Consider the following 20,525-nt stretch of genomic DNA (forward strand, 5'->3'; position numbering starts at 1 on the left):
CCCGCCCCAACGCAACCACTCAGAACTTGTAGTTCAGCACCGCCATGGCCTGGCGCGGCGTGCCGAACTGGCCCTGGCCGTCGATGTTGACGTAGTACTTTTTGTTGAAGAGGTTGTTCAGGTTCAGCTGCAGCGAGAGCCTGGGGCTGAAGGCATAGCGCGCCATGAGGCTGGCGGTGGCGAAGGATTTCTGCTCGAAGACCAGGTCATTGCCCGCCACGAAGACGCTGGCGCGGGTGCGGCTTTGCCATTGCAGGCCGCCGCCCACGGTGAGCTGATTCCATCCACCGGGCAGGCGGTAGGAAGTGAACAGCTGGGCCTGGGTCTTGGGCGCCCAGGCGTTGATGGACAGGCCCTGGGCGTCACGCGCGACGGTGTGGGCAATGCCGGCCGACAGGTTCCAGCCCGTGGCCAGCTCGCCCGAGAGCTGGGCCTCGAAGCCCTTGCTGGTCACGCCCTTGGCGCCGTAGTAGGCGAAGTCGGTGGTGCCGGGCACGACCTGGCCTTCGTCCAGCTGGGCCACGTTGTCCTGCTGGATGCGGAAGACGGACAGCGAGCTGTTGAGCCTGCCGTTGAGGTGCTCGCCCTTGATGCCGATCTCGAAGCTCTTGCCCGCCACGGGGTCCAGGTAGCTGCCGCCGCGGTCGCGGTAGTTCTGGGGCTGGAAGATGTCGGTGTAGCTGGCATAGGCCGAGAAGCCTTCGCTCAGGTCCAGCACCAGGCCTGCGTAGGGGATGAAGACGTTGTGGTCGCGCACCTCGCTGAGGCTGCGCACCTTCCAGCTGCTCTGGCGCCCGCCCACGATGAGCTTGACCGGATCGGCCAGCGACAGGCGCAGCGCGCCGTACAGCGCGTCCTGGCGCGTGTGGTCCAGGCTGCTGGTGGTCAGCGGCCCCCAGGTGGGCTCGGCATAGGAGCCGTCCCATTGGTAGTAGTTGCCCACGTCCTGCAGGGGGCTGGTGCGCGCATGGCCGGCCTTGTGTTCGCGGGCACGGCTGCTGGTCAGGCCGACAACGGCCTCATGGCGGCGCCCGCCCAGTTCCCAGCCGCCCGTCACCTGCAGGTCGGCGCTGTTTTGCTGGAAGCTGTATTCGGAGTAGTTGGGCAGGGCTGCCATGCCCAGGCCGGTGGTGATGTCGGGCTGGCGCATGAGGTACAGCAGCTTGGCGTCGTAGGCGCTGTCGCGGTGCACGAAGTTGGCCTTGAGCTTCCAGTCGTTGCCGAAGCGGTGCTGCAGATTGGCGAAGATGCTTTTGTTGGTGCTGTTCCAGCGCGTCCAGTTCGCAGCCGTGGTCTTGGAGGTGCTCCAGTCGGCCGGCATGCCGTTCGTGAAGACCAGCGGCAGGCCGCCCCAGGTCGAGCCGGTGGGCCGGTTGGCCTGGTAGTCGGCGCCCACGCTGAGCGTGGTGTCGGGCGTGAGGTCGGCATCGATCACGCCGTAGAAGACCTGCTTGCGCGCGTGGTAGAGGTCCACATGGGAGTCGCGCTCTTCGGCCATGCCGGCGACGCGTGCGCGGATGCGGCCGTCCTGCGTCAGCGGCATGGACAGGTCCACCGTGCCGCGATGGTGGTTCCACGAGCCCACGCTGGCCGAGGCCGAGCCCGTGAACACCTTGCTGTTGGCGTGCTTGCGCACCATGTTGATGGAGGCCGACGGATTGCCCGCGCCCGTGAGCAGGCCCGTGGCGCCGCGCACCACTTCGACGCGGTCATAGATGGTGGTGTCGTTGCCCGATTCGCCGTAGAACGACAGGCCGATGGAGGTGGGCACGCCGTCGTACTGCAGGTTGTCCACGTAGAAGCCGCGCGAGTAGAAGTCCGAGCGGTCGCTGTCCGAGCTGACGACATGGATGCCGGTGACGCTGCGCATGGCGTCGTTGAGCGATAGCAGGCCCTGGTCCTCGATCTGCTGGCGCGTGAGCACGCTGACGGACTGCGGCGTGTCGCGCAGCGACAGGCTCAGGCCCGTGGCCGCCGCCGTGGCCGGCGTGGTGTAGGAGCCCGAGCCTTCGGTTGTGGGGCTGGCCTGGGCAGAGGCCGTGACCAGCACGGTCCTGAGCGTCTGGGAGGACCCCGCGCCTGCCGCACCCGCAGCACCCGCCGCGCCGGAGGTGGCAGGCACCACGGGCATCTCGCGCAGGGTGTAGCCGCCGCCGGCCGAGCGCACGGCCGCCAGCGGCGTGCCCAGCAAGGCGCGGTCCAGCGCCTGCTCCACGGTGAAGCGCCCGCTCACGCCGCCGCTGCGCAAGCCTTCGGTGACGGCCGAGCCGAAGGTGACCAGCACGCCGGCCTCGCGCCCGAGCTGGTTGAGCACGCTTTCCAGCGGGCCGGCGGCAATGTCGTACTGGCGTTGCTGCGAAGCACCGGCAGCCGGCTGCGCCCAGGCCTGTGCCGGAGCCAGGGCGCCTGCGGCAGCCAGCCCCGCCAGCGTGCCCGCGCACAGCACCTGCAGCGCCAGCGCCACGGGCCGCAACGCCGGGGCCGCCTGGGATGGGCGGACAGTGGGGGCGGCAGCCTGCCGCATGGAGTTCTGGCGCATGGTCTGAGGGCGCATGGAAAGGCCTTGTTGCAATGGTTGTAGAGAAGCGTTGGCGCACGCTGCGGTGCGCTCCTGTCTCTGTTGACAGCCATCGCCGGCAAATCAGCTCAAATTTTTTTCAAAAGAGAGGCGAAGGCCTTCATGCAGGCCGTGCCGCTCATGCCTTGCCCGCCCCGGCAGGCCGCACCATCACCCAGTAGCGCGAGAAGGAATGGATTTCCACGGGCAGCGAGGAAGTCAGCGCGGCCAGCACGCGGTCGGTGTCGGCCAGCGGATAGGCGCCGGAGACGTGCAGGCCGGCCACGGCCGGGTCGCAGCCCAGGCGCCCGCGCCGGTAGCGGCCCAGCTCGGCCAGGAAATCCTCCAGCCGCATGCGCGAGGCCACCAGCATGCCTTCGGCCCAAGCGCTGGCCGCCGTGTCCAGCGCGCCGGAGTGCGCGGCCTGCTGGGCCGTGAACGTGCCCTGCTCTCCTGCAGCTATGCGCTGCGCGGCATGCGGGGCATGCGCGGGCCGCAGTTGCACGGCGCCTCGCAGCACGCCCACTTCGATGCCGGACGCGCGCTCGCGCACCGTGAAGCGCGTGCCCAGGGCCTGGACGGCGCCCATAGCGGTCTGCACGATGAAGGGACGGTGCAGGCTGTCCGGCGCGGTCTGCACGAGGATTTCGCCACGCACCAGCTCCAGCACGCGCTCGGCCGCGCCGTAGCGCAGGTTGAGGGCGCTGCCGGTGTTGAGCACCACGCTGCCGCCATCGGGCAGCGGCAGCGTGCGCTGCTCGCCCACGGCCGCGACCTGGTCGGCCGTCCAGCCGCGCCAGGCCTGCGAGCGCACGACGGCTGCGGAGCCTGCGCCCGAGACCAGCAGCACGGCCAGCGCCTGCACCGCACGGCGCCTGCCGGCCGAGCCGGGTGCGGCCAATGCGGCCCGCGCCAGCGGCATGGGGATGCCGGCCATCTGGCTGCCCATGGATTCGATGCGCTGCCAGGCGGCCTCATGCTCGGGGCTGGCCGCACGCCAGCGCTGCAGGCCATCGTGCTGCCGGGCCTGGGCCTTGCCGGAGTTCAGTTGCAGCCACCATTGCACGGCCTGGCGGGCCACTTCGGCAGAAATGGGGGAAGAAGCGGAAGGGAACGCCTGCATGCCGCCTACTCCGGGAAGAAGCAGCGCATGGCCGCCTTGGCCAGATGCCGCTTGACCGTGGAGATGGAGATGCCCAGCTCGGCCGCGATCTCGCCATGGCCGAGCCCTTCGAGCTGGGCCAGCAGGAAGGCCTGCTTGGCCAGCGCGGGCAGGCGGCCCAGGCGCCGGTCTATCTCCACCAGGGTCTCCAGCACCATGAGCCGGACCTCGGGCGGCGGCGCCACGGGCTCGGGCATGGCGGCCAGGGCATCGAGATAGGCCTGCTCGATGGCGCGGCGGCGCACCTGGTTGATCAGCAGGTTGCGCGCAATGGTGGTCAGGTAGGCGCGCGGCTCCTGGAGCTGGTCCAGCCCCTTGGCGCCCAGCACCTTGAGGAAGGTGCTCTGCGCCAGATCGGCCGCGTCGAAGGCATTGCCCACCTTCTTGCGCAGCCAGCCCTGCAGCCAGCCGTGGTGGGCCAGGTACAGGGATTCGACATGGGCGGACAAGGAAGGCGATGGGCTGGACACGCGACGACCCGAGATTGAGAATAATTCTCAATTATAGGCAACTGCGACCCTCTTGCGGCCCTGCTCTGCCGCCTGCTGCTGCAGTCCGTTCCTCCTGGCCGCGTTTCAGAACTTGCCGCGCAGGGTGAGCGTCGCGCTGCGTGGCGCGCCGTAGACATTGCCCCAGGCCGGCGCGCCTATGGTCTGGTAGTAGGTCTTGTCGAACAGGTTGGCCACGCTCAGTGCCACGGACCAGTTGCGGTCGATGCGGTAGCCCAGGCGGGCAGACCACACGGCATAGGCTGGCTGCACGTCGGTGATGGCGCCCACCGCGCGCGAGCTGGCGGTCTGGAAGTTGACGCCGCCGCCCACGTTCCAGGCGCTCCATTCGCCCGGCAGGCGGTAGTCGCTCCAGACCCGCAGCATGTGCTTGGGCGTGTAGGTGCTGGCGAACTCCACGCCGGCATTGGAGGTGTTGTCCAGGTACTTGAAATGGCTGAAGGTGTAGCCGGCAAACAGCTGCCAGCCGCGCGCCACCTCGCCGCTGATCTCGGCATCCAGCCCCTGGCTGCGGACCTTGCCCACGGAGACATAGCAGTAGGTGCTGGCCGAGCAGGGGTTGACCAGGTCCTCTTCGGCGCGGTTCTTCTGGTCGATGCGGAACAGGGCCACGGCCGCGTTCACCCTGCCGTCCAGCAATTCGCCCTTCATGCCCACTTCCAGATTGCGCCCCTTGATGGGAGCCAGCAGGTCGCCGGCCGCCGTCACGGCGTTCTGGGCCTGGAAGATGTCGGAGTAGCTGGCATAGGCCGACCACTGGTCATTGAGCGCATAGACCAGGCCGCCATAGGGCGTGAGGACGCCGCTTTCCTTGTACGGGTCGTTGTAGGCCTCGCCCGTGTTGCGGTAGTTGCTGCTGCCCGTGAAGCGGGTGATGCGGGCGCCGCCGATCAGGGTCAGTGCATCGGTGAGGCCCAGCCGCGCCACGCCATAGGCGCCGGACTGGGTCATGCGGGTGCGGCTTTCATCGCCGCGATAGCGGTTGGCCAGGAATTCCGCGCGGGACGGCTCGCGGATGGCGGCGCTCGGGTCGAACACGTTGTTGGGCAGGCCCATGCGGATCAGCGAATAGTCGCTGTCGTTGACCATGCGGCCCGTGTTGGCGCCAAAGCTCAGCGAATGCCGGCGGCCGAAGGCGTCGAATTTGCCGTCCACCGCCACGTCCAGGGTCTTGTTGTCGGTCGTGACATCGAACAGGCCGGCATACATCTCGTTGCCCGCCAGCGTGGCGGGATTGATGGCCCCCAGGGCAAAGGCGTACTTCATGTCGTGCTTTTCCCGGGTGTAGCCTGCCGTGGCCTTGACGGTCCAGTCCGCGTTGAAGCGGTGCTGCAGCTCGGCAAACAGCGATGTCTGCTCGCTGTCCCAGCGGTTCCAGTCCGCGCCCAGGAAGGTGGAGCGCGGCAGCCGCAGGTCCGCACCGTCGGCATAGCGCGGCAGGCCCTGGAAGAACGGCGTGGAGCGCAGCCGCTCGTGGGTGGCGCCCACCGTCAGCCGGGTCTGGGAGCTGAGGTCGTACTCCAGCACGCCGTAGAGCACGCCGGTGCGGCTGCTGGCCACGTCGTAGAAATAGTCGCGGCTATTGAGGCTGGCGACCACGCGCCCGCGCAGCGTGCCGGCCTCGTTGAGCGGGCCCGTGGCATCGATCTCGCTACGCAGGTTGTTCCAGGAGCCCGCACTGGCCGAGACCTCCAGCTGGCGCTCTGCCAGGGGGCGCTTGCGCACCATGTTGATGGCCGCGCTGGGCGAGCCCGCCCCCTGCAGCAGCCCCGTGGCACCGCGCACCACTTCCACGCGGTCCAGCGTGGCGGCGTTGCTGGTGAAGTTGTCGGCCTGCGGGTAGTAGAAGGCGCGGTTCACACCATCGAACTGGTAGGTGTCCACGCGGAAGCCGCGCGAGTAGACATAGCGCCCGCCCATGGGGCTGTCGTACATGGTGATGCCCGTGGTGCTGGCCAGCACGTCGTCCACGGTGTGGAGGTTCTGGTCGTCCATGCGCTGGCGCGTGATCACGCTGATGGACTGGGGGATGTCCTTGATCGCCTGCTCGCCCTTGCCCACCGTGACCGCGCGGGCCGCGTAGCTGCCCGTGCCTTCGCTGGTGGCGCTGCGCTCGGCGCGGGCCGTCACCTGCACTTCGTTCAGGACCGTGGTGGAACCGGCGCCAGCGCCGGCCGGTGCGGCCTGCCTGCGCAGCGTGTAGCTGCCATCGCTGCGCGCCACCATGTCCAGCCCGCTGCCGGCCAGCAGGCGCTGCAGCGCCTGCTGCGGCGCGTAGTGGCCGGACAGGGCCGGGCTGGTGAGCCCTTCGGTCAGCGCAGGATCGAAGGACAGCGAAATACCCGCCGCCGTGGCCACGCCGGCCAGCGTGCGGCCCAGCGGCCCGGGCGCAATCTGGTAGGTCTGGGCTGCGGGAGCGGGGGCAGGTACGGAAGCGGGGGCCGGTTCGGCCGCCTGCCCGGCGCCTGCGGCCAATGCCATGCCCAGCAGGGCCAGTCGGGCGGCATGCGCCAGGGGATGGAAGACGGGATGCGGCATGGGTACGGCAGGCATGGAAATCGGTCCTTGGAGGCGGTGAAGAAAGAAGCTCTTTCCCCGTTGCCAGCCGAGATCCGAAAAAGTGTCACCCTGCCTCGATTTTTTTAGTTCCTGGCGACGACGGTGATCCAGTAGCCGCGCATGCGCGTCTGCACGTCGACGGGATAGGTGGAGGCCAGCATGGTCAGCGTCCGGTCCGTATCGCCCAGCGGGAAGGAGCCGGACACGCGCAGCGCGCGCACCTCGGGCGCGCACTGCAGCAGGCCGGGGCGGTAGCGCGACAGTTCGGCGCAGAACGCGGCCAGCGGCATGGCGTCGGCCATCAGCATGCCGTGGGTCCAGGCCGTGGCCTCGGGCTGCAGGGGCTGGGGCGCGGTCACCTCCCCCGCTCGCAATACCGTTTGCTGACCGGCTTGAACGACCAGCGCCGGGCTGGCGGCGCCGCGCAGCGTGACCTCCACGGCGCCCTCGGTCACGGCCAGGCGCACGGGGCCGCCGTCCGCCCTCTCGCCCTCTTGCCGCACGGTGAAGCGGGTGCCCAGGGCGCGCAGCCGGCCATGGGCGGTGTCCACGACAAAGGGACGGTGCGACGTGGCGGTATCGGCCGCCGTTTCTATGGAAATCGCGCCCTGGCGCAGGGTGAGCAGGCGCAGTGCGCCATCAAACCGGATGTCCACCGCGCTGGCCGTGTCCAGCAGGAGGCGGCTGCCATCGGCCAGATGCTCGGTGCGGCGCTCGCCGGTGGCGGTGCGCAGGTCGGCGCCCCAGCCGCGCTGGTCCGCCGCACTCCATACCAGCCAGCCTGCAGGCGCCACGGCCAGCAGCGCGGCCAGCCGGGCCACGGCGGCGCGGCGCTGGGCGCGGTGGCTTCGGGGCCGGTCCAGCGCCGGCATGGCCAGCGCTGCAGGCAGGCCGCCCAACTTGCCCAGCAGCCGCTCGGCGCGCTCCCAGGCCAGGGCATGCTGTGGGTCGGCCTGGCGCCAGCGCTCGCAGGCGGCGCGGTCGGCATCGGTGGCGCCGCTGTCGTGCAGGCGCATCAGCCATTCGGCGGCCTCGTCGAGCACGCGCGCTTGCAGGGGCGTCTCCATCACGCCATTGCCCCCAGGCATTGGCGAAACGCCTGGGCCATGTAGCGCTTGACGCTGGTGAGCGAGACCTCCAGCTGCTGCGCGATGTCCTCGTACTTCATGCCGTCCAGCTGGGACAGCAAAAACGTGCGCCGCACGATGGGCGGCAGCGCGTCCAGCATGGCGTCTATCTCGTGCAGGGTCTCCAGTACCAGGGCGCGCTGCTCGGGCGAAGGCGCCACGGGCTCGGGCAAGGCGGCCAGGGCTTCGAGGTAGGCGCGCTCCAGCGCCTGGCGCTTGTACCAGTTGACGAGCACGCCCTTGGCCACCGTGGTCAGGTAGGCACGCGGCTCCTGCACACCAGCCAGGTCGCGCACGCCCAGGATGCGCACAAAGGTGTCCTGCGCCAGGTCCGCCGCATCCGCCCCGTTGCCCAGCCTGCGGCGCAGCCATCCCTGCAGCCAGCCATGGTGGCCGGCATAGAGGGTGGAGATTTCGCGGTGCAAGGAGCTGGAGGCGGCGCTGGAGGCTGGGGCGGATGGCATGGTAGGACCCGATGGCTTGAAGGCGGGATGCACCATCAAACAAGAATCATTCTCAAATCATTGTAACCAGCGGAATCACTTGCCTAAGCGTGCCATCAGGCGGACCATCCAAAGGCGAACAGTGGGAGCAAGTGCGACCAGGTGTGGCTGACATCCAGCTGCTGCGCCGGATCGGTATCATTTAGAAACAATCAATCATCAGCTCAGCATCCATCAGGAGAGCGAACCATGTTCGAAACGCGGGTAGCAGGCACGGCAGGACAACAGGCGCTGTGGAGCACGCTGGACAAGGCCATGGCGCTGGCGGAATTCACGCCCGAAGGCCGGCTGATGCGCGCCAATGCCAACTACGAGGCCATCCTCGGCTATCCGGCCACGGGCGCTGAAGGTCTGCTTCACAGCGATCTGTGCACGCAGGCCCAGGCCGACCCGGCCGCCTACGGTCAGTGGCGCCAGCGCTGGGGCGCGGGCGAGACGGTTTCGCGCGTGGGAGAGCACCGGCGCCGCGACGGAAGCACCTGCTGGCTGGAGGCCACCTATGCGCCCGTGCTCGATGCGGCCGGCGCCCTCAGCCATGTGCTGTGCATTGCCACCGATGTCTCGGCCCGCATGCTGGCCGACCGCCGGCGGCAGGAGCACATGCGGCGCCTGTCCCTGGTGGCCGATGCCACCGACGCGGCCGTGGTGATCGCCGATGGCAACTGGACCATCAGCTATGTGAATGCGGGCTTCAGCCGCATGTTCGGCTGGACCAGCGAGGAGGTGGTGGGCCGTGCGCCCATCGCCCTGCTGGTGCCCCATGCCTCGCCCGAATTCACGGCCGCCTACCGCGCCGAGCTGGACGCGGGCAAGCCCGTGTACCGCGAGGAGATCCTGGTGGGCAAGGACGGCGAGCGCTACTGGGTCAGCGCCCAGGCCAATCCCGTGATGGGGCCGGACGGGCGGCTGCAGACCACGGTGACGGTGATCACCGACATTACCGAAGCCAAGATGCATGAGGTGCTGCAGCGGCGCGCCCTGGAGGCCATGGCCCGCGACCAGCCGCTGACCGAGGTGCTGGACCTGGTGTGCCGCGAGGTCGAGCGCATTGCGCCCGATATCGCGGTCTCGGTGCTGGAAGTCGATGACCAGAACCGCCTGCATCCGCTGGCCGCGCCCAGCCTGCCGGCCTCCTATTCGGCGGCGCTGGACGGCGTGCCCATCGGCCCCAATGTCGGCTCCTGCGGCGCGGCGGCCTTTCACAACCGGCCCGTGCTGGTGGGCGACATCGCCACCGACCCGCTGTGGGCCGACTACAAGCACCTCATCCTGCCGCTGGGGTATACGGCCTGCTGGTCCACGCCCATCTGCGGGCTGCAGGGCGGCGTGGCCGGCACCTTTGCCTTCTACTACCGCCATTTCAACCGGCCCGGCCCCGATCCCTTCCACCAGCGGCTGGTGGAGGCCTGCACCGACCTGTGCGCGCTGGCGCTGGAGCGCGAGCAGGCACGCCGCCGCATCCGGCAGCTGGCCTTCTACGACGGGCTGACCACCCTGCCCAACCGCAGCCTGCTGCTGGCCCAGGCCGAGCAGGCGCTGTCCGTGGCGTCGCACGAGGGCCACGAGCTGGCCGTGGTCTTCATCGACCTGGACCGTTTCAAGCAGGTCAACGACTCGCTGGGCCACCCGGCCGGCGACCGGCTGCTGTGCAGCGTGGCCCAGCGCATTCAGGCGGAGCTGCGCACGGGTGACATTGCCGGGCGGCTGTCGGGCGACGAGTTCGTCATCGTGCTGCCACACTGCGGCGGTGCGCAGGCGGCCGAGGTGATAGAGCGGCTGCAGTCGGCACTTGGCGAGCCCTGCATGATCGACGACGTGTCCCTGGCCAGCACGGCCAGTTGCGGCATTGCCGTGTTTCCCGCCGACGGGCGCGACATGGAGACCCTGCTGCACCGCGCCGACATGGCCATGTACCAGGCCAAGTCGGGCGGGCGCGGGCTCTACAGCTTCTTCAGCCCCGAGATGAACCGCCTGGCCCAGGAGCGCCTGGTGCTGGAGACGGCGCTGCGCGATGCCCTGCGCAGCGGCGGCCTGCGACTGCACTACCAGCCCCAGCTCGACCTGAAGGACGGGCGCCTCTACGGCGTGGAGGCCCTGGCGCGCTGGAGCCATGCGGAATTCGGCGAGATCTCGCCCGCACGCTTCATTCCGCTGGCCGAGGAATGCGGCCTGATCGGCGAGCTGGGCACCTGGGCACTGCGCGAGGCCTGCCGCCAGCTGGGCGAGTGGCGCAGCCGGGGCATCGACGTGCCGGCCATGTCGGTCAACCTCTCGCCCACCAGCTTTCACAACCTGGACCTGCCGCGCATGATTGCCGACACCCTGGAGCACAACGCGCTCAAGCCGCAGGACCTCACGCTGGAGATCACCGAAAGCCTGCTGCTGGACACCAACCCGGGCACCATGCGCACGCTGCAGGCCGTGCATTCCCAGGGCGTGCGCCTGTCCATGGACGACTTCGGCACGGGCTACTCCAGCCTCAGCTACCTGCGGCGCCTGCCGGTCAGCGAGCTCAAGCTGGACCGCAGCTTCGTCGCCGACCTGGAGCACGACGAGGCCGCGCAGGCGCTGAGCAACGCCATCCTGGGCATAGGCCGCAGCCTGCACCTGACCGTGGTGGCCGAGGGCGTGGAGACGGCAGCGCAGAACACCATCCTGCGCGAACAGGGCTATCCGGTGGCACAGGGCTATCTGTTCTCGCGCCCGCTGCCGGCCGCTGATCTGGAGCGGTGGCTGCAGGCCTCGAGCGCGCAGGCCGGCCTGACGACGGACGTGTGAGCGGACCAGGCCATGCGCGCGGAGACCTTGGCCGGCAAAAGTAACAATCCGCAATAAATATTCGGACTGGACCTATTTTTCCCTAAGCCTCGCCGGCAAGTGACCGATATCTGCGGCATGGCGGCGGCTGAGTGTCGGCCCCGCTGATCGCCACAGATCGCCACCGTTTCCGCCGACTCCCAGCCCCAGCCGCTCATCCGCTTCCGCTCTTCGCCATACGGCACTCCCCCACCATGATGTTTTTCCGCAATCTGAAGCTGGCCCCCAAGCTGCTGGCCTCCTTCATCGCCCTGCTGCTGCTGACCGCAGGCCTGGGCCTGTTCTCCGTGGTCCAGCTGGACCGCGTCAACCAGACCGCCACCGACCTGGCCCACCACTGGATGCCTGCCGAGCGCGTGCTCCTGGAGATGCGCTACCAGCTGCAGCGCTACCGCTCGCAGACCATGCAGCATGTGCTGGCCACCTCCATGGAAGAGATGGCCGTCTACGACAAGAACATGCCCGCGCTGTGGTCCGAGCTGCTGAAGAACCAGCAGGCCTTCGAGCGCTATGCCAATACGGCTCGCGAGCGCGAGCTGATGGCCGGCATCAAGGACGATCTGGGCCAGTACGCGCAGCACACGGCAAAGATCGTGGACCTGTCCCACGCCCTGCGCACCGACGAGGCGTCCGAGCTGCTGCGCGGCGATTCGGTCAAGACCAGCCGCGCCATCAACAGCAAGCTCGATGAACTGATCAAGCTCAACGCCCAAGGCATCGAAGATGCCAACCAGGCCGGTGACGACATCTTCACGGCTGCGCGCTGGTGGGTGATCGCCCTGCTGGTGGGCGCCGTGGTCTTCGGCCTGGCCATGGCCCTGCTGATCGCCCGCAGCGTGGCGCGCCCCCTGCAGCAGGCCGTGAGCCTGGCGCAGGCCGTGGCCGCAGGCGACCTGGGCAGCCGCATCGAGGTGCATGGCAAGGACGAGACCGGCCAGCTGCTGCTGGCCCTGCAGCACATGAACGAAAGCCTGCAACGCATCGTGGGCCAGGTGCGCCAGGGCACGGACTCCATCGCCACGGCCAGCGGCCAGATCGCATCGGGCAACCAGGACCTGTCGGCCCGCACCGAGGAGCAGGCCAGCTCGCTGGAGCAGACCGCCGCCTCCATGGAGGAGCTGACCTCCACCGTCAAGCAAAACGGCGCCAACGCCCAGCAGGCCAACCAGCTGGCCGCCGCCGCGTCCCAGGTCGCCGTGCGCGGCGGAACGGCCGTGGCCCAGGTGGTGCAGACCATGTCCGCCATCAACGATGCCTCGCGCAAGATCGTGGACATCATCGGCGTCATCGACTCCATCGCCTTCCAGACCAACATCCTGGCGCTGAATGCCGCCGTGGAAGCGGCCCGCGCCGGCGACCAGGGCCGGGGCTTTGCCGTCGTCGCCTCGGAAGTGCGCACCCTGGCCCAGCGCTCGGCCGCCGCCGCCAAGGAGATCAAGCAGCTCATCGACGACTCGGTGGGCAAGGTCGAGGAAGGCAGCGCCCAGGTCGATTCGGCCGGCAAGACCATGGAGGAGATCGTGGCCAGCGTGCGCCGCGTGACCGACATCATGGGCGAGATCTCGGCCGCCAGCCATGAGCAGACGGCCGGTATCGAGCAGGTCAACCAGGCCGTCACGCAGATGGACCAGATGACCCAGCAGAACGCGGCCCTGGTCGAGGAATCGGCGGCGGCCACCGGCGCCCTGCAGGCCCAGGCCAAGGCGCTGGCCGAGGTGGTGAGCGTGTTCAAGCTCTCGCCGTCCACCGGCATGCTGGGCAGCAGCCGCGGTGTCAGCCACGCCGCCGCCGTGGCAGCGCCCCGCCAGACACCGGCGGCGCCCCGTCCGCATCTGGCGCCTGCCGCTCCCAAAGGCGCTGTGCCCGCACGCGCATCGGCCGCCCTGCCTTCTGCAACCGGTGCGGCCGGTGCACCCCCTGCTCCGGCAGGCGCCGCGCGCCCGGCCCAGCCGGCGCAGCCGGCCCGGCCTGCCGTGACCGCACCTGCCAGGGCCAAGGCGGCCAGCACGGCCTCCGACGACGATTGGGAAACCTTCTGAACCAGGTTTTCGCCCGCCCCGCCGGGAGCGGACACACCGGCCAAGGCCCGACCAGCTCCTGCTGGCCGGGCCTTTTTTCCGGGCGCCTCGCAGGCGGATCACGCCCCTGCCATGGCCAAGCCCTTCAAATCTGCCATGATCGACCGCTGCAAGCCCTTGTTTTGAAAGCCCTCGCCAGTCTGCCGCCCTCCCGCAGCCCCGCGCGACAGGCGCTTGGCCCGGCACGGTGCCCCAGCATGAGAAAATCGGCGATTCAGCCAAGAACACATTCATCAGAAGACGGAACACATCATGGAAGCAGAACGCATCAACCTCATCGGCAACACCCTCGAAGATCTGTCGCAGCGGACGGCAGATCTACGGAGGTATCTTTGACTACGATGCAAAGTACGAACGACTGCGCACGGTAAATGCCTCGCTGGAAGATCCCAGCGTCTGGAACGACCCCAAGAAGGCCCAGGACCTGGGCAAGGAAAAGAAGCTGCTCGACGGCGTCGTGCTGACGCTGCAAAAGCTCACCACCGAGCTGGCCGACAACGCCGAGCTGTTCGAGATGAGCAAGGAAGAAGGCGATGAGACCGGCCTGCTCACCATCGAGGGCGAGACCGCCAAGCTGCAGCCCCTGATCGAGGAACTGGAATTCCGCCGCATGTTCGGCAAGGAAGCCGATCCGCTGAACTGCTTCGTGGACATCCAGGCCGGCGCCGGCGGCACCGAAGCCTGCGACTGGGCCGGCATGCTGCTGCGCCAGTACCTGAAGTACGCCGAACGCAAGGGCTTCAAGGCCACGGTCGAGGAAGAGACGCCGGGCGACATCGCCGGCATCAAGAGCGCGACCATCCACATCGAGGGCGAGTACGCCTACGGCCTGCTGCGCACCGAAACCGGCGTGCACCGCCTGGTGCGCAAGTCGCCCTTCGACAGCTCGGGCGGCCGCCACACCAGCTTTGCCTCGCTGTTCGTCTATCCCGAGATCGACGACTCGATCCAGATCGAGATCAACCCCTCGGACGTGCGCACCGACACCTACCGCGCATCGGGCGCCGGCGGCCAGCACATCAACAAGACCGACTCGGCCGTGCGCCTGACGCACATCCCGACCGGCATCGTCGTGCAATGCCAGGATGGCCGCAGCCAGCACAGCAACCGCGACGTCGCATGGCAGCGCCTGCGCTCCAAGCTCTACGAGCACGAGATGCAAAAGCGCATGGTGGAGCAGCAAAAGCTGGAGGACACCAAGACCGATGTGGGCTGGGGCCACCAGATCCGCTCGTACGTGCTGGACAACAGCCGCATCAAGGATTTGCGCACCAACGTCGAAATCTCGGCCACCCAGAAGGTGCTGGACGGCGACCTCGACGCTTTCATCGAAGCCTCGCTCAAGCAAGGCCTCTGAGTTTCAAGCCCCTGGGCGGCACCGGCCGCACAGGGGCTTGAACTCTGTCCCCTGATATTGGCATAGGAAGGAATCTGTATGCTGCAACTGCGTGACGGGCAGGCCCCTGCCACCGCCATCCACCGCGCCGACTACCAGGCTCCTGCCTGGTGGATCGACACCGTGGACCTGACCTTCGATCTCGATCCGGCCAAGACCCGCGTGCTCAACAAGATGCGCGTGCGCCGCAACACCGAGGTGCCGGCGCAGCCGCTGCGCCTGGACGGCGATGAACTGAACCTTGCGCGCGTGCTGGTCAACGGCGGCGGCACCTCGTTCAAGATGGACGGCGACCAGCTCGTGCTGGAGAACCTGCCCGAGGGCGGCGACCCCGTCGATCTGGAAATCTTCACCACCTGCGCGCCCGCCAAGAACACCAAGCTCATGGGCCTGTATGTGAGCCAGGGCACGTTCTTCACCCAGTGCGAGGCCGAGGGTTTCCGCCGCATCACCTATTTCCTGGACCGTCCCGACGTGATGGCCATGTATACCGTGACGCTGCGCGCCGACAAGACCGCGTACCCGGTGCTGCTGTCCAACGGCAACCTGGTCGAGCAAGGCGCGCTGGAAGACGGCCGCCACTTCGCCAAGTGGGCCGATCCGCACCGCAAGCCCAGCTACCTGTTCGCCCTGGTGGCCGGCAACCTGGTCGCGCGCGAGCAAAAGATCAAGAGCCGCGCGGGCCGCGACCACCTGCTGCAGGTCTTCGTGCGCCCCGGCGACCTGGAGAAGACCGAGCACGCCATGAACTCCCTCATGGCCAGCGTGGCCTGGGACGAGGCCCGCTTCGGCCTGTCGCTGGACCTGGACCGCTTCATGATCGTCGCCACCAGCGACTTCAACATGGGCGCCATGGAGAACAAGGGCCTGAACGTCTTCAATACCAAGTACGTCCTGGCCAGCCAGTCCACGGCCACCGACACCGACTACGCCAACATCGAGTCCGTCGTCGGCCACGAGTACTTCCACAACTGGACCGGCAACCGCGTCACCTGCCGCGACTGGTTCCAGCTGTCGCTCAAGGAAGGCCTGACCGTCTTCCGCGACCAGGAATTCAGCATGGACATGGCGGGCAGCCCCTCGGCGCGCGCCGTCAAGCGCATCGAGGACGTGCGCGTGCTGCGCACCGCCCAGTTCCCCGAGGATGCAGGCCCCATGGCCCACCCGGTGCGGCCCGACAGCTACATCGAGATCAACAACTTCTACACCGTCACCATCTACGAAAAAGGTGCCGAGGTCGTGCGCATGCAGCACAACCTGGTGGGCCGCGAAGGCTTCGCCAAGGGCATGAAGCTGTATTTCGAGCGCCATGACGGCCACGCAGTGACCTGCGACGACTTCGCCCAGGCCATGGCCGACGCCAACCCCGACAGCGAACTGGCCCGGCGCCTGGACCAGTTCAAGCGCTGGTACAGCCAGGCCGGCACGCCACAGCTGCGCGCCGAAGGCAGCTATGACGCGGCCGCCCGCACCTACACGCTGACCCTGAGCCAAAGCTGCGCGCCCACGCCCGGCCAGGCCGAGAAGCTGCCCTTCGTCATCCCCGTGCAGATGGGCCTGCTGGGCCAGGACGGCCGCGCGCTGACCCTGCGCCTGCAGGGCGAAGATGCGCAGGCAGCCGGCGACAGCCGCCTGCTGGTGCTGTCCGAACCCAGCCACAGCTTCGTCTTCACCGACGTGGACCAGGAGCCCGTGCCCTCGCTGCTGCGCGGCTTCAGCGCCCCCGTGGTGCTGCAGCACAGCGACAGCGATGCCGCCTTGCTGACCCTGCTGGCCCATGACAGCGATGCCTTCAACCGCTGGGAAGCCGGCCAGCGCCTGGGCCTGCGCATCGCGCTGCAGGCCATTGGCGACACCTCCATCACGGCAGACGCCAGCGGCCAGATCGCCGCTGCCCTGCTGCCGGCCTCCTTCGTCGAGGCCATGCGCGGCGTGCTGCGCCATCCGCAGCTGGATGCGGCCTTCAAGGAACTGATGCTGACCCTGCCCGGCGAAAGCTACATTGCCGAGCAACTGGCCGTGGTCGATCCGCAGCGCGTGCACGCCGTGCGCGAAGCCATGCGCCAGCAACTGGCCACCGAACTGCAGGCCGACTGGCAGCAGGCATGGCAGGAGCACAGCGACACCGGCGCCTACCGCCCCGACCCCGTCAGCTCCGGCCGCCGCGCCCTGTCCGGCATGGCACTGTCCATGCTGTGCCTGGCCGCGCGCGCCTCGGGCGACACGGTCTGGCCCGGCAAGGCGCTGCAGCGCTTCAAGGACGCAGGCAACATGACCGACCGCATGAGCGCCCTGACGGCACTGGTGCAAAGCGGCCACCCGCTGGCCGCCCAGGCCCTGGCACGTTTCCACAAGCTGTTCCAGCACGATGCACTGGTCCTGGACAAGTGGTTCGCGCTGCAGGGCGGCGCCTGCGACCGTGGCGGCAACGTGCTGCCGGCCGTCAAGCAGCTGATGAAGCACCCCGACTTCCAGATCAAGAACCCCAACCGCGCGCGCAGCCTGATCTTCAGCTACTGCAGCGCCAATCCCGGCGCCTTCCACCGCGCCGACGCGGCGGGCTACGTGTTCTGGAGCGAGCGCGTCATCGAGCTGGACGCCATCAACCCCCAGGTCGCCGCCCGCCTGGCGCGTGCCCTGGACCGCTGGAGCAAGCTGGCCGAGCCCTACCGCACGGCTGCACGTGAAGCCATCGCCCGCGTGGCGGCTCGCGCCGAACTCAGCAACGACGTGCGTGAAGTCGTCACCCGCGCCCTCGCGGATTGACGAGCCACCCCCTGAGTCGCTTCGCGCCTTCCCCCTTGCAGGGGGACGACACCCTCGGTGCGAGGCGGCTCTTCCTCGGTGTCCCTGGCTTGAGCAGCGCCGGTTTTATGCTGCAAGCCAGGAACCACTGAAATGCTGTTCATCAGCAGATGCATACGCCATGCCGCATCTGCTCCCGGATTTTTAGGAGTTGAACCCATGAAGAAAAACGTCAGCCTGACCCGCTACCTGGTCGAGCAGCAACGCGTGGACGGCCTCATCCCCGGCCAGCTGCGCCTGCTGCTGGAAGTCGTGGCACGCGCCTGCAAGCGCATCAGCCAATCCGTCAACAAGGGCGCCATCGGCGACGTGCTGGGCACGGCCGGCAGCGAGAACGTGCAGGGCGAAGTCCAGAAGAAGCTGGACATCATCGCCAACGAGGTGCTGATCGAGGCCAACGAATGGGGCGGCCACCTGGCGGCCATGGCCTCCGAGGAAATGGAAGGCATCTACCTGGTGCCCAACCGCTACCCGCACGGCGAGTACCTGCTGATGTTCGATCCGCTGGACGGCTCGTCCAACATCGACGTCAACGTCTCCATCGGCACCATCTTCAGCGTGCTCAAGAAGCCCGAAGGCCACCCCGGCGTGACCGAGCAGGACTTCATGCAGCCCGGCACCCAGCAGGTCGCCGCCGGCTACTGCATCTACGGCCCGCAGACCACCCTGGTGCTGACCGTGGGCGACGGCGTCTCCATGTTCACGCTGGACCGCGAGCAAGGCTCCTTCGTGCTGGTGCAGGAAAACATCCGCATCCCCGAGGACACCAAGGAATTCGCCATCAACATGTCCAACATGCGCCACTGGGACACCCCCGTCAAGCGCTACGTGGACGAATGCCTGGCCGGCGTGGAAGGCCCGCGCGGCAAGGACTTCAACATGCGCTGGATCGCCTCCATGGTGGCCGACGTGCACCGCATCATGACCCGCGGCGGCATCTTCATGTACCCCTGGGACCGCCGCGAGCCCAACAAGCCCGGCAAGCTGCGCCTGATGTACGAAGCCAACCCCATGGCCTGGCTGGTCGAACAGGCCGGCGGCGCCGCCACCAACGGCAAGCAGCGCATCCTCGACATCCATCCCACGCAGCTGCACGAACGTGTGAGCGTCATCCTCGGCTCGAAGAACGAAGTCGAAAAAGTGACGCAATACCATTCCGAGGCATGAATTTGCCGTTATAATTTTTGTCTGTCGCCGGTGTAGCTCAGTTGGTAGAGCAGCTCATTCGTAATGAGAAGGTCGAGGGTTCGATTCCTTTCTCCGGCACCAAACAAGAAGCCCCAGATTCGCAAGAGTCTGGGGCTTTTTCGTTGGGCACTCTGAGTGCATTCCGGCAACAATGATCAGGTGCGGATAGGCTGAGCCACCAGACGCACGCCAAGAGCGCCACAGACGCGACGGATGGTGTCAAACCGAGGCTGGCTACCCGGCCGCAGTGCCTTGTACAAAGCCTCCCGGGTCAGACCGCTGGCACTGGCTATCTCGCTCATGCCGCGCGTGCGTGCGATCACGCCAAGGGCATGGGCCAGTTCGGAGGGGTCATCTTCTTCCAGCACCAAGGACAGATAGGCAGCCACGTCCTCATCGGTTTTCAGGTGCTCAGCCATGTCAAAGGTGGGAAGGTCAGCAATCTTGGTCATGGTCAGTTCTCCAGGGTCTTGGACAGGGCAATTGCAGCCGCAATGTCCACCTGCTGGGTTGCCTTGTCGCCACCACCCAACATAACTACCAGCACGTAACACGCAAAGCTAACGGCGAAACCACCCCAGTGGTCAGAATTTCTGCAGCTGGACATGTGCCTTGTGCCATCAGGCCAGCACGACAAGTCGCCAATCCACAGCGGGCTTCCAATGCACTTCTTCGCTTCCTGATATAGCCACCTCGGGCAGGGGCCCAGGCATGCAAAGCGCCAGGCACACGGCCTGTGCATCGCAATCCCGGCCTTGCCACAGGCGGCCGTGGGCCAGGGGCGGCCCAGCCATGTCGAGCGCAGCGCAGACGGGTATCCATGCAAGCTGCCGCATCCGGACAAAGTCCAGGCCCTGGCCCAGGCTCTTGAAATAGGCCTCCTTCAGGCTCCACAGCTGCACCAGGCTGTGCTGCAGGCGGGCTCCGTCCTGCGCCTGAAGCCATGCGCGTTCGGGCGGGGAGCACACCATCTCGGCCATGGCATGCACGTCGCGCTGGCGGTGCGCAGCCCTTCGCTCAAGGTCCACGCCTACCGGGCCTTGTGCGGCGGCGCAGGCCAGCCAGCCGGCGCTGTGCGAGAGGCTCAAACGGGGCTTCGCTCCAAAAATGCCACCCTCCCCGCCTTGATCCACGTGGGGTGCAGCATTGCGGGGCGCTGCCAGCCGCCAGGTCGATGCGGCATCATGCCCGCCGGCCAGCAGCAGGCGCATGGCATAGCGGCAGGCGATGAATTCGCGCTGACGCGCCTCGCGCATGCCGGCATGGCGCTCCCGCTCCGAGTCCGTCAGCCAGCCCGCAGCCAGCGACTGCGCATTGGCCCACAAGGGCGCCTGCGCCCCCAGCAGCAAGGCGCAGGCGGCCGGCGCGCTCAAATCACCGGCCTACGCGGGCATAGGTGCCCTTGAAGGTCACGCCGGCCATCACATTGCCTGCGCGGCATTCGAAATTGACTGGATCCCGGGTGGATTGCTTCTTGTTGAAGCTGTGCAGGTCCACCACGGCGTTGGCGCCCTTTTGCTTGGCCTTGGCCTCGAAGGCTATCAGGGCAGACAGCGCTGCCCAGTTGCAGGCCGTGGCATCGTCCTTGCCCACGCCGTTGGTTTTCTTGTTGGACACGTCATCGCCCAGCTTTTCGGAGATGGCAGGCGTGCTGGCACCGGACAGGTGAAAGCTCACGCTGCCGTCGAGCTTGCCCTGCTCCAGGCCGAGCTTCACCACGTCGGCCAGCGGCAGCATCACTGCTTCATTGCGGGCATGTACCGCCGTTGCGGCCACCAGCGCCATGGCTGCCAAGATCATCTTTCTCATGGAAACTCCCTCTCT

At 67.7% G+C, this 20,525-nt stretch carries 14 protein-coding genes and 1 tRNA gene; 6 read left to right on the forward strand and 9 right to left on the reverse strand.

Going from position 1 to position 20,525, the window contains the following annotated elements:
* Positions 1-19 precede the first annotated feature (19 nt).
* The 6 genes from fhuE to ACF8ML_RS05855 all read right to left on the reverse strand — a co-directional run bounded on the left by fhuE (position 20) and on the right by ACF8ML_RS05855 (position 8,378).
* The gene (fhuE, locus tag ACF8ML_RS05830; protein WP_392406633.1) at positions 20-2,554 is read right to left on the reverse strand and encodes a ferric-rhodotorulic acid/ferric-coprogen receptor FhuE; all 2,535 of its coding nucleotides are present in this window, start codon (positions 2,552-2,554) and stop codon (positions 20-22) included.
* 142 nt (positions 2,555-2,696) lie between these two features.
* Positions 2,697-3,680 carry a FecR domain-containing protein gene (locus tag ACF8ML_RS05835; RefSeq protein WP_392406635.1) on the reverse strand — a complete coding sequence of 328 codons (984 nt, stop codon included), beginning with the start codon at positions 3,678-3,680 and terminating at the stop codon, positions 2,697-2,699.
* A gap of 5 nt (positions 3,681-3,685) precedes the next feature.
* Entirely contained in the window at positions 3,686-4,168 is a 483-nt protein-coding gene (locus tag ACF8ML_RS05840; RefSeq protein ID WP_016450750.1) for a sigma-70 family RNA polymerase sigma factor, read from the reverse strand.
* A 126-nt stretch (positions 4,169-4,294) separates the two neighbouring features.
* Positions 4,295-6,781: a TonB-dependent siderophore receptor gene (locus tag ACF8ML_RS05845; RefSeq protein WP_392406637.1), complete on the reverse strand. Its 2,487-nt coding sequence runs from the start codon at positions 6,779-6,781 to the stop codon at positions 4,295-4,297.
* A gap of 89 nt (positions 6,782-6,870) precedes the next feature.
* On the reverse strand, positions 6,871-7,875 hold the full coding sequence (locus tag ACF8ML_RS05850) for a FecR domain-containing protein (RefSeq protein WP_392406639.1): 1,005 nt from the start codon (positions 7,873-7,875) through the stop codon (positions 6,871-6,873).
* The gene (locus ACF8ML_RS05855) at positions 7,854-8,378 is read right to left on the reverse strand and encodes a sigma-70 family RNA polymerase sigma factor (RefSeq protein WP_392406641.1); all 525 of its coding nucleotides are present in this window, start codon (positions 8,376-8,378) and stop codon (positions 7,854-7,856) included. Before ACF8ML_RS05855 ends, ACF8ML_RS05850 begins: the two co-directional genes overlap by 22 nt.
* A 228-nt stretch (positions 8,379-8,606) precedes the next feature.
* Between ACF8ML_RS05855 and ACF8ML_RS05860 the strand changes: the two genes are divergently transcribed.
* The 6 genes from ACF8ML_RS05860 (at position 8,607) to ACF8ML_RS05885 (ending at position 18,782) form a co-directional block, all read left to right on the forward strand.
* Positions 8,607-11,195, forward strand: coding sequence for a GGDEF and EAL domain-containing protein (locus ACF8ML_RS05860; protein WP_047327589.1), 2,589 nt, complete (start codon positions 8,607-8,609; stop codon positions 11,193-11,195).
* A gap of 233 nt (positions 11,196-11,428) precedes the next feature.
* The gene (locus tag ACF8ML_RS05865; RefSeq protein WP_277848557.1) at positions 11,429-13,273 is read left to right on the forward strand and encodes a methyl-accepting chemotaxis protein; all 1,845 of its coding nucleotides are present in this window, start codon (positions 11,429-11,431) and stop codon (positions 13,271-13,273) included.
* Positions 13,274-13,564: 291 nt separating this feature from the next.
* A protein-coding gene (gene prfB / locus ACF8ML_RS05870) for a peptide chain release factor 2 (protein WP_392406643.1) occupies positions 13,565-14,669 on the forward strand; the annotation gives its coding sequence in 2 pieces (ribosomal slippage) (positions 13,565-13,645 and positions 13,647-14,669; 1,104 coding nt in all).
* 78 nt (positions 14,670-14,747) lie between these two features.
* Positions 14,748-17,474: an aminopeptidase N gene (gene pepN, locus ACF8ML_RS05875; protein WP_016450620.1), complete on the forward strand. Its 2,727-nt coding sequence runs from the start codon at positions 14,748-14,750 to the stop codon at positions 17,472-17,474.
* A 198-nt stretch (positions 17,475-17,672) separates the two neighbouring features.
* Positions 17,673-18,680, forward strand: a complete 1,008-nt coding sequence (locus ACF8ML_RS05880) for a class 1 fructose-bisphosphatase (protein WP_392406645.1) — start codon at positions 17,673-17,675, stop codon at positions 18,678-18,680.
* Positions 18,681-18,706: 26 nt separating this feature from the next.
* Positions 18,707-18,782 (forward strand) — tRNA-Thr (locus ACF8ML_RS05885).
* Positions 18,783-18,856: 74 nt separating this feature from the next.
* Here the strand turns inward: ACF8ML_RS05885 and ACF8ML_RS05890 are convergent.
* From ACF8ML_RS05890 to ACF8ML_RS05900, 3 genes are all read right to left on the reverse strand, one after another.
* Complete coding sequence (locus tag ACF8ML_RS05890) at positions 18,857-19,153, reverse strand: addiction module antidote protein (RefSeq protein ID WP_017406814.1); 297 nt, start codon at positions 19,151-19,153, stop codon at positions 18,857-18,859.
* A 168-nt stretch (positions 19,154-19,321) separates the two neighbouring features.
* A complete protein-coding gene (locus ACF8ML_RS05895; RefSeq protein WP_052947245.1) occupies positions 19,322-20,074 on the reverse strand; it encodes a 4'-phosphopantetheinyl transferase superfamily protein in 753 nt (250 codons plus the stop codon).
* Position 20,075: 1 nt separating this feature from the next.
* A complete protein-coding gene (locus ACF8ML_RS05900; RefSeq protein WP_047327587.1) occupies positions 20,076-20,510 on the reverse strand; it encodes a hypothetical protein in 435 nt (144 codons plus the stop codon).
* Positions 20,511-20,525: the final 15 nt, after the last annotated feature.

Source organism: Delftia sp. WSY_10, from assembly GCF_043104705.1.
GTDB lineage: Bacteria > Pseudomonadota > Gammaproteobacteria > Burkholderiales > Burkholderiaceae_C > Comamonas > Comamonas tsuruhatensis.

Excerpts from the sequence above, each read along its gene's own strand:
- fhuE (WP_392406633.1), bottom strand. The coding sequence starts at position 2,554 with ATGCGCCCTCAGACCATGCGCCAGAACTCCATGCGGCAGGCTGCCGCC.
- ACF8ML_RS05835 (WP_392406635.1), bottom strand. The coding sequence starts at position 3,680 with ATGCAGGCGTTCCCTTCCGCTTCTTCCCCCATTTCTGCCGAAGTGGCC.
- ACF8ML_RS05845 (WP_392406637.1), bottom strand. The coding sequence starts at position 6,781 with ATGCCTGCCGTACCCATGCCGCATCCCGTCTTCCATCCCCTGGCGCAT.
- ACF8ML_RS05850 (WP_392406639.1), bottom strand. The coding sequence starts at position 7,875 with ATGCCTGGGGGCAATGGCGTGATGGAGACGCCCCTGCAAGCGCGCGTG.
- ACF8ML_RS05855 (WP_392406641.1), bottom strand. The coding sequence starts at position 8,378 with ATGCCATCCGCCCCAGCCTCCAGCGCCGCCTCCAGCTCCTTGCACCGC.
- ACF8ML_RS05860 (WP_047327589.1), top strand. The coding sequence starts at position 8,607 with ATGTTCGAAACGCGGGTAGCAGGCACGGCAGGACAACAGGCGCTGTGG.
- ACF8ML_RS05865 (WP_277848557.1), top strand. The coding sequence starts at position 11,429 with ATGATGTTTTTCCGCAATCTGAAGCTGGCCCCCAAGCTGCTGGCCTCC.
- pepN (WP_016450620.1), top strand. The coding sequence starts at position 14,748 with ATGCTGCAACTGCGTGACGGGCAGGCCCCTGCCACCGCCATCCACCGC.
- ACF8ML_RS05880 (WP_392406645.1), top strand. The coding sequence starts at position 17,673 with ATGAAGAAAAACGTCAGCCTGACCCGCTACCTGGTCGAGCAGCAACGC.
- ACF8ML_RS05890 (WP_017406814.1), bottom strand. The coding sequence starts at position 19,153 with ATGACCAAGATTGCTGACCTTCCCACCTTTGACATGGCTGAGCACCTG.
- ACF8ML_RS05900 (WP_047327587.1), bottom strand. The coding sequence starts at position 20,510 with ATGAGAAAGATGATCTTGGCAGCCATGGCGCTGGTGGCCGCAACGGCG.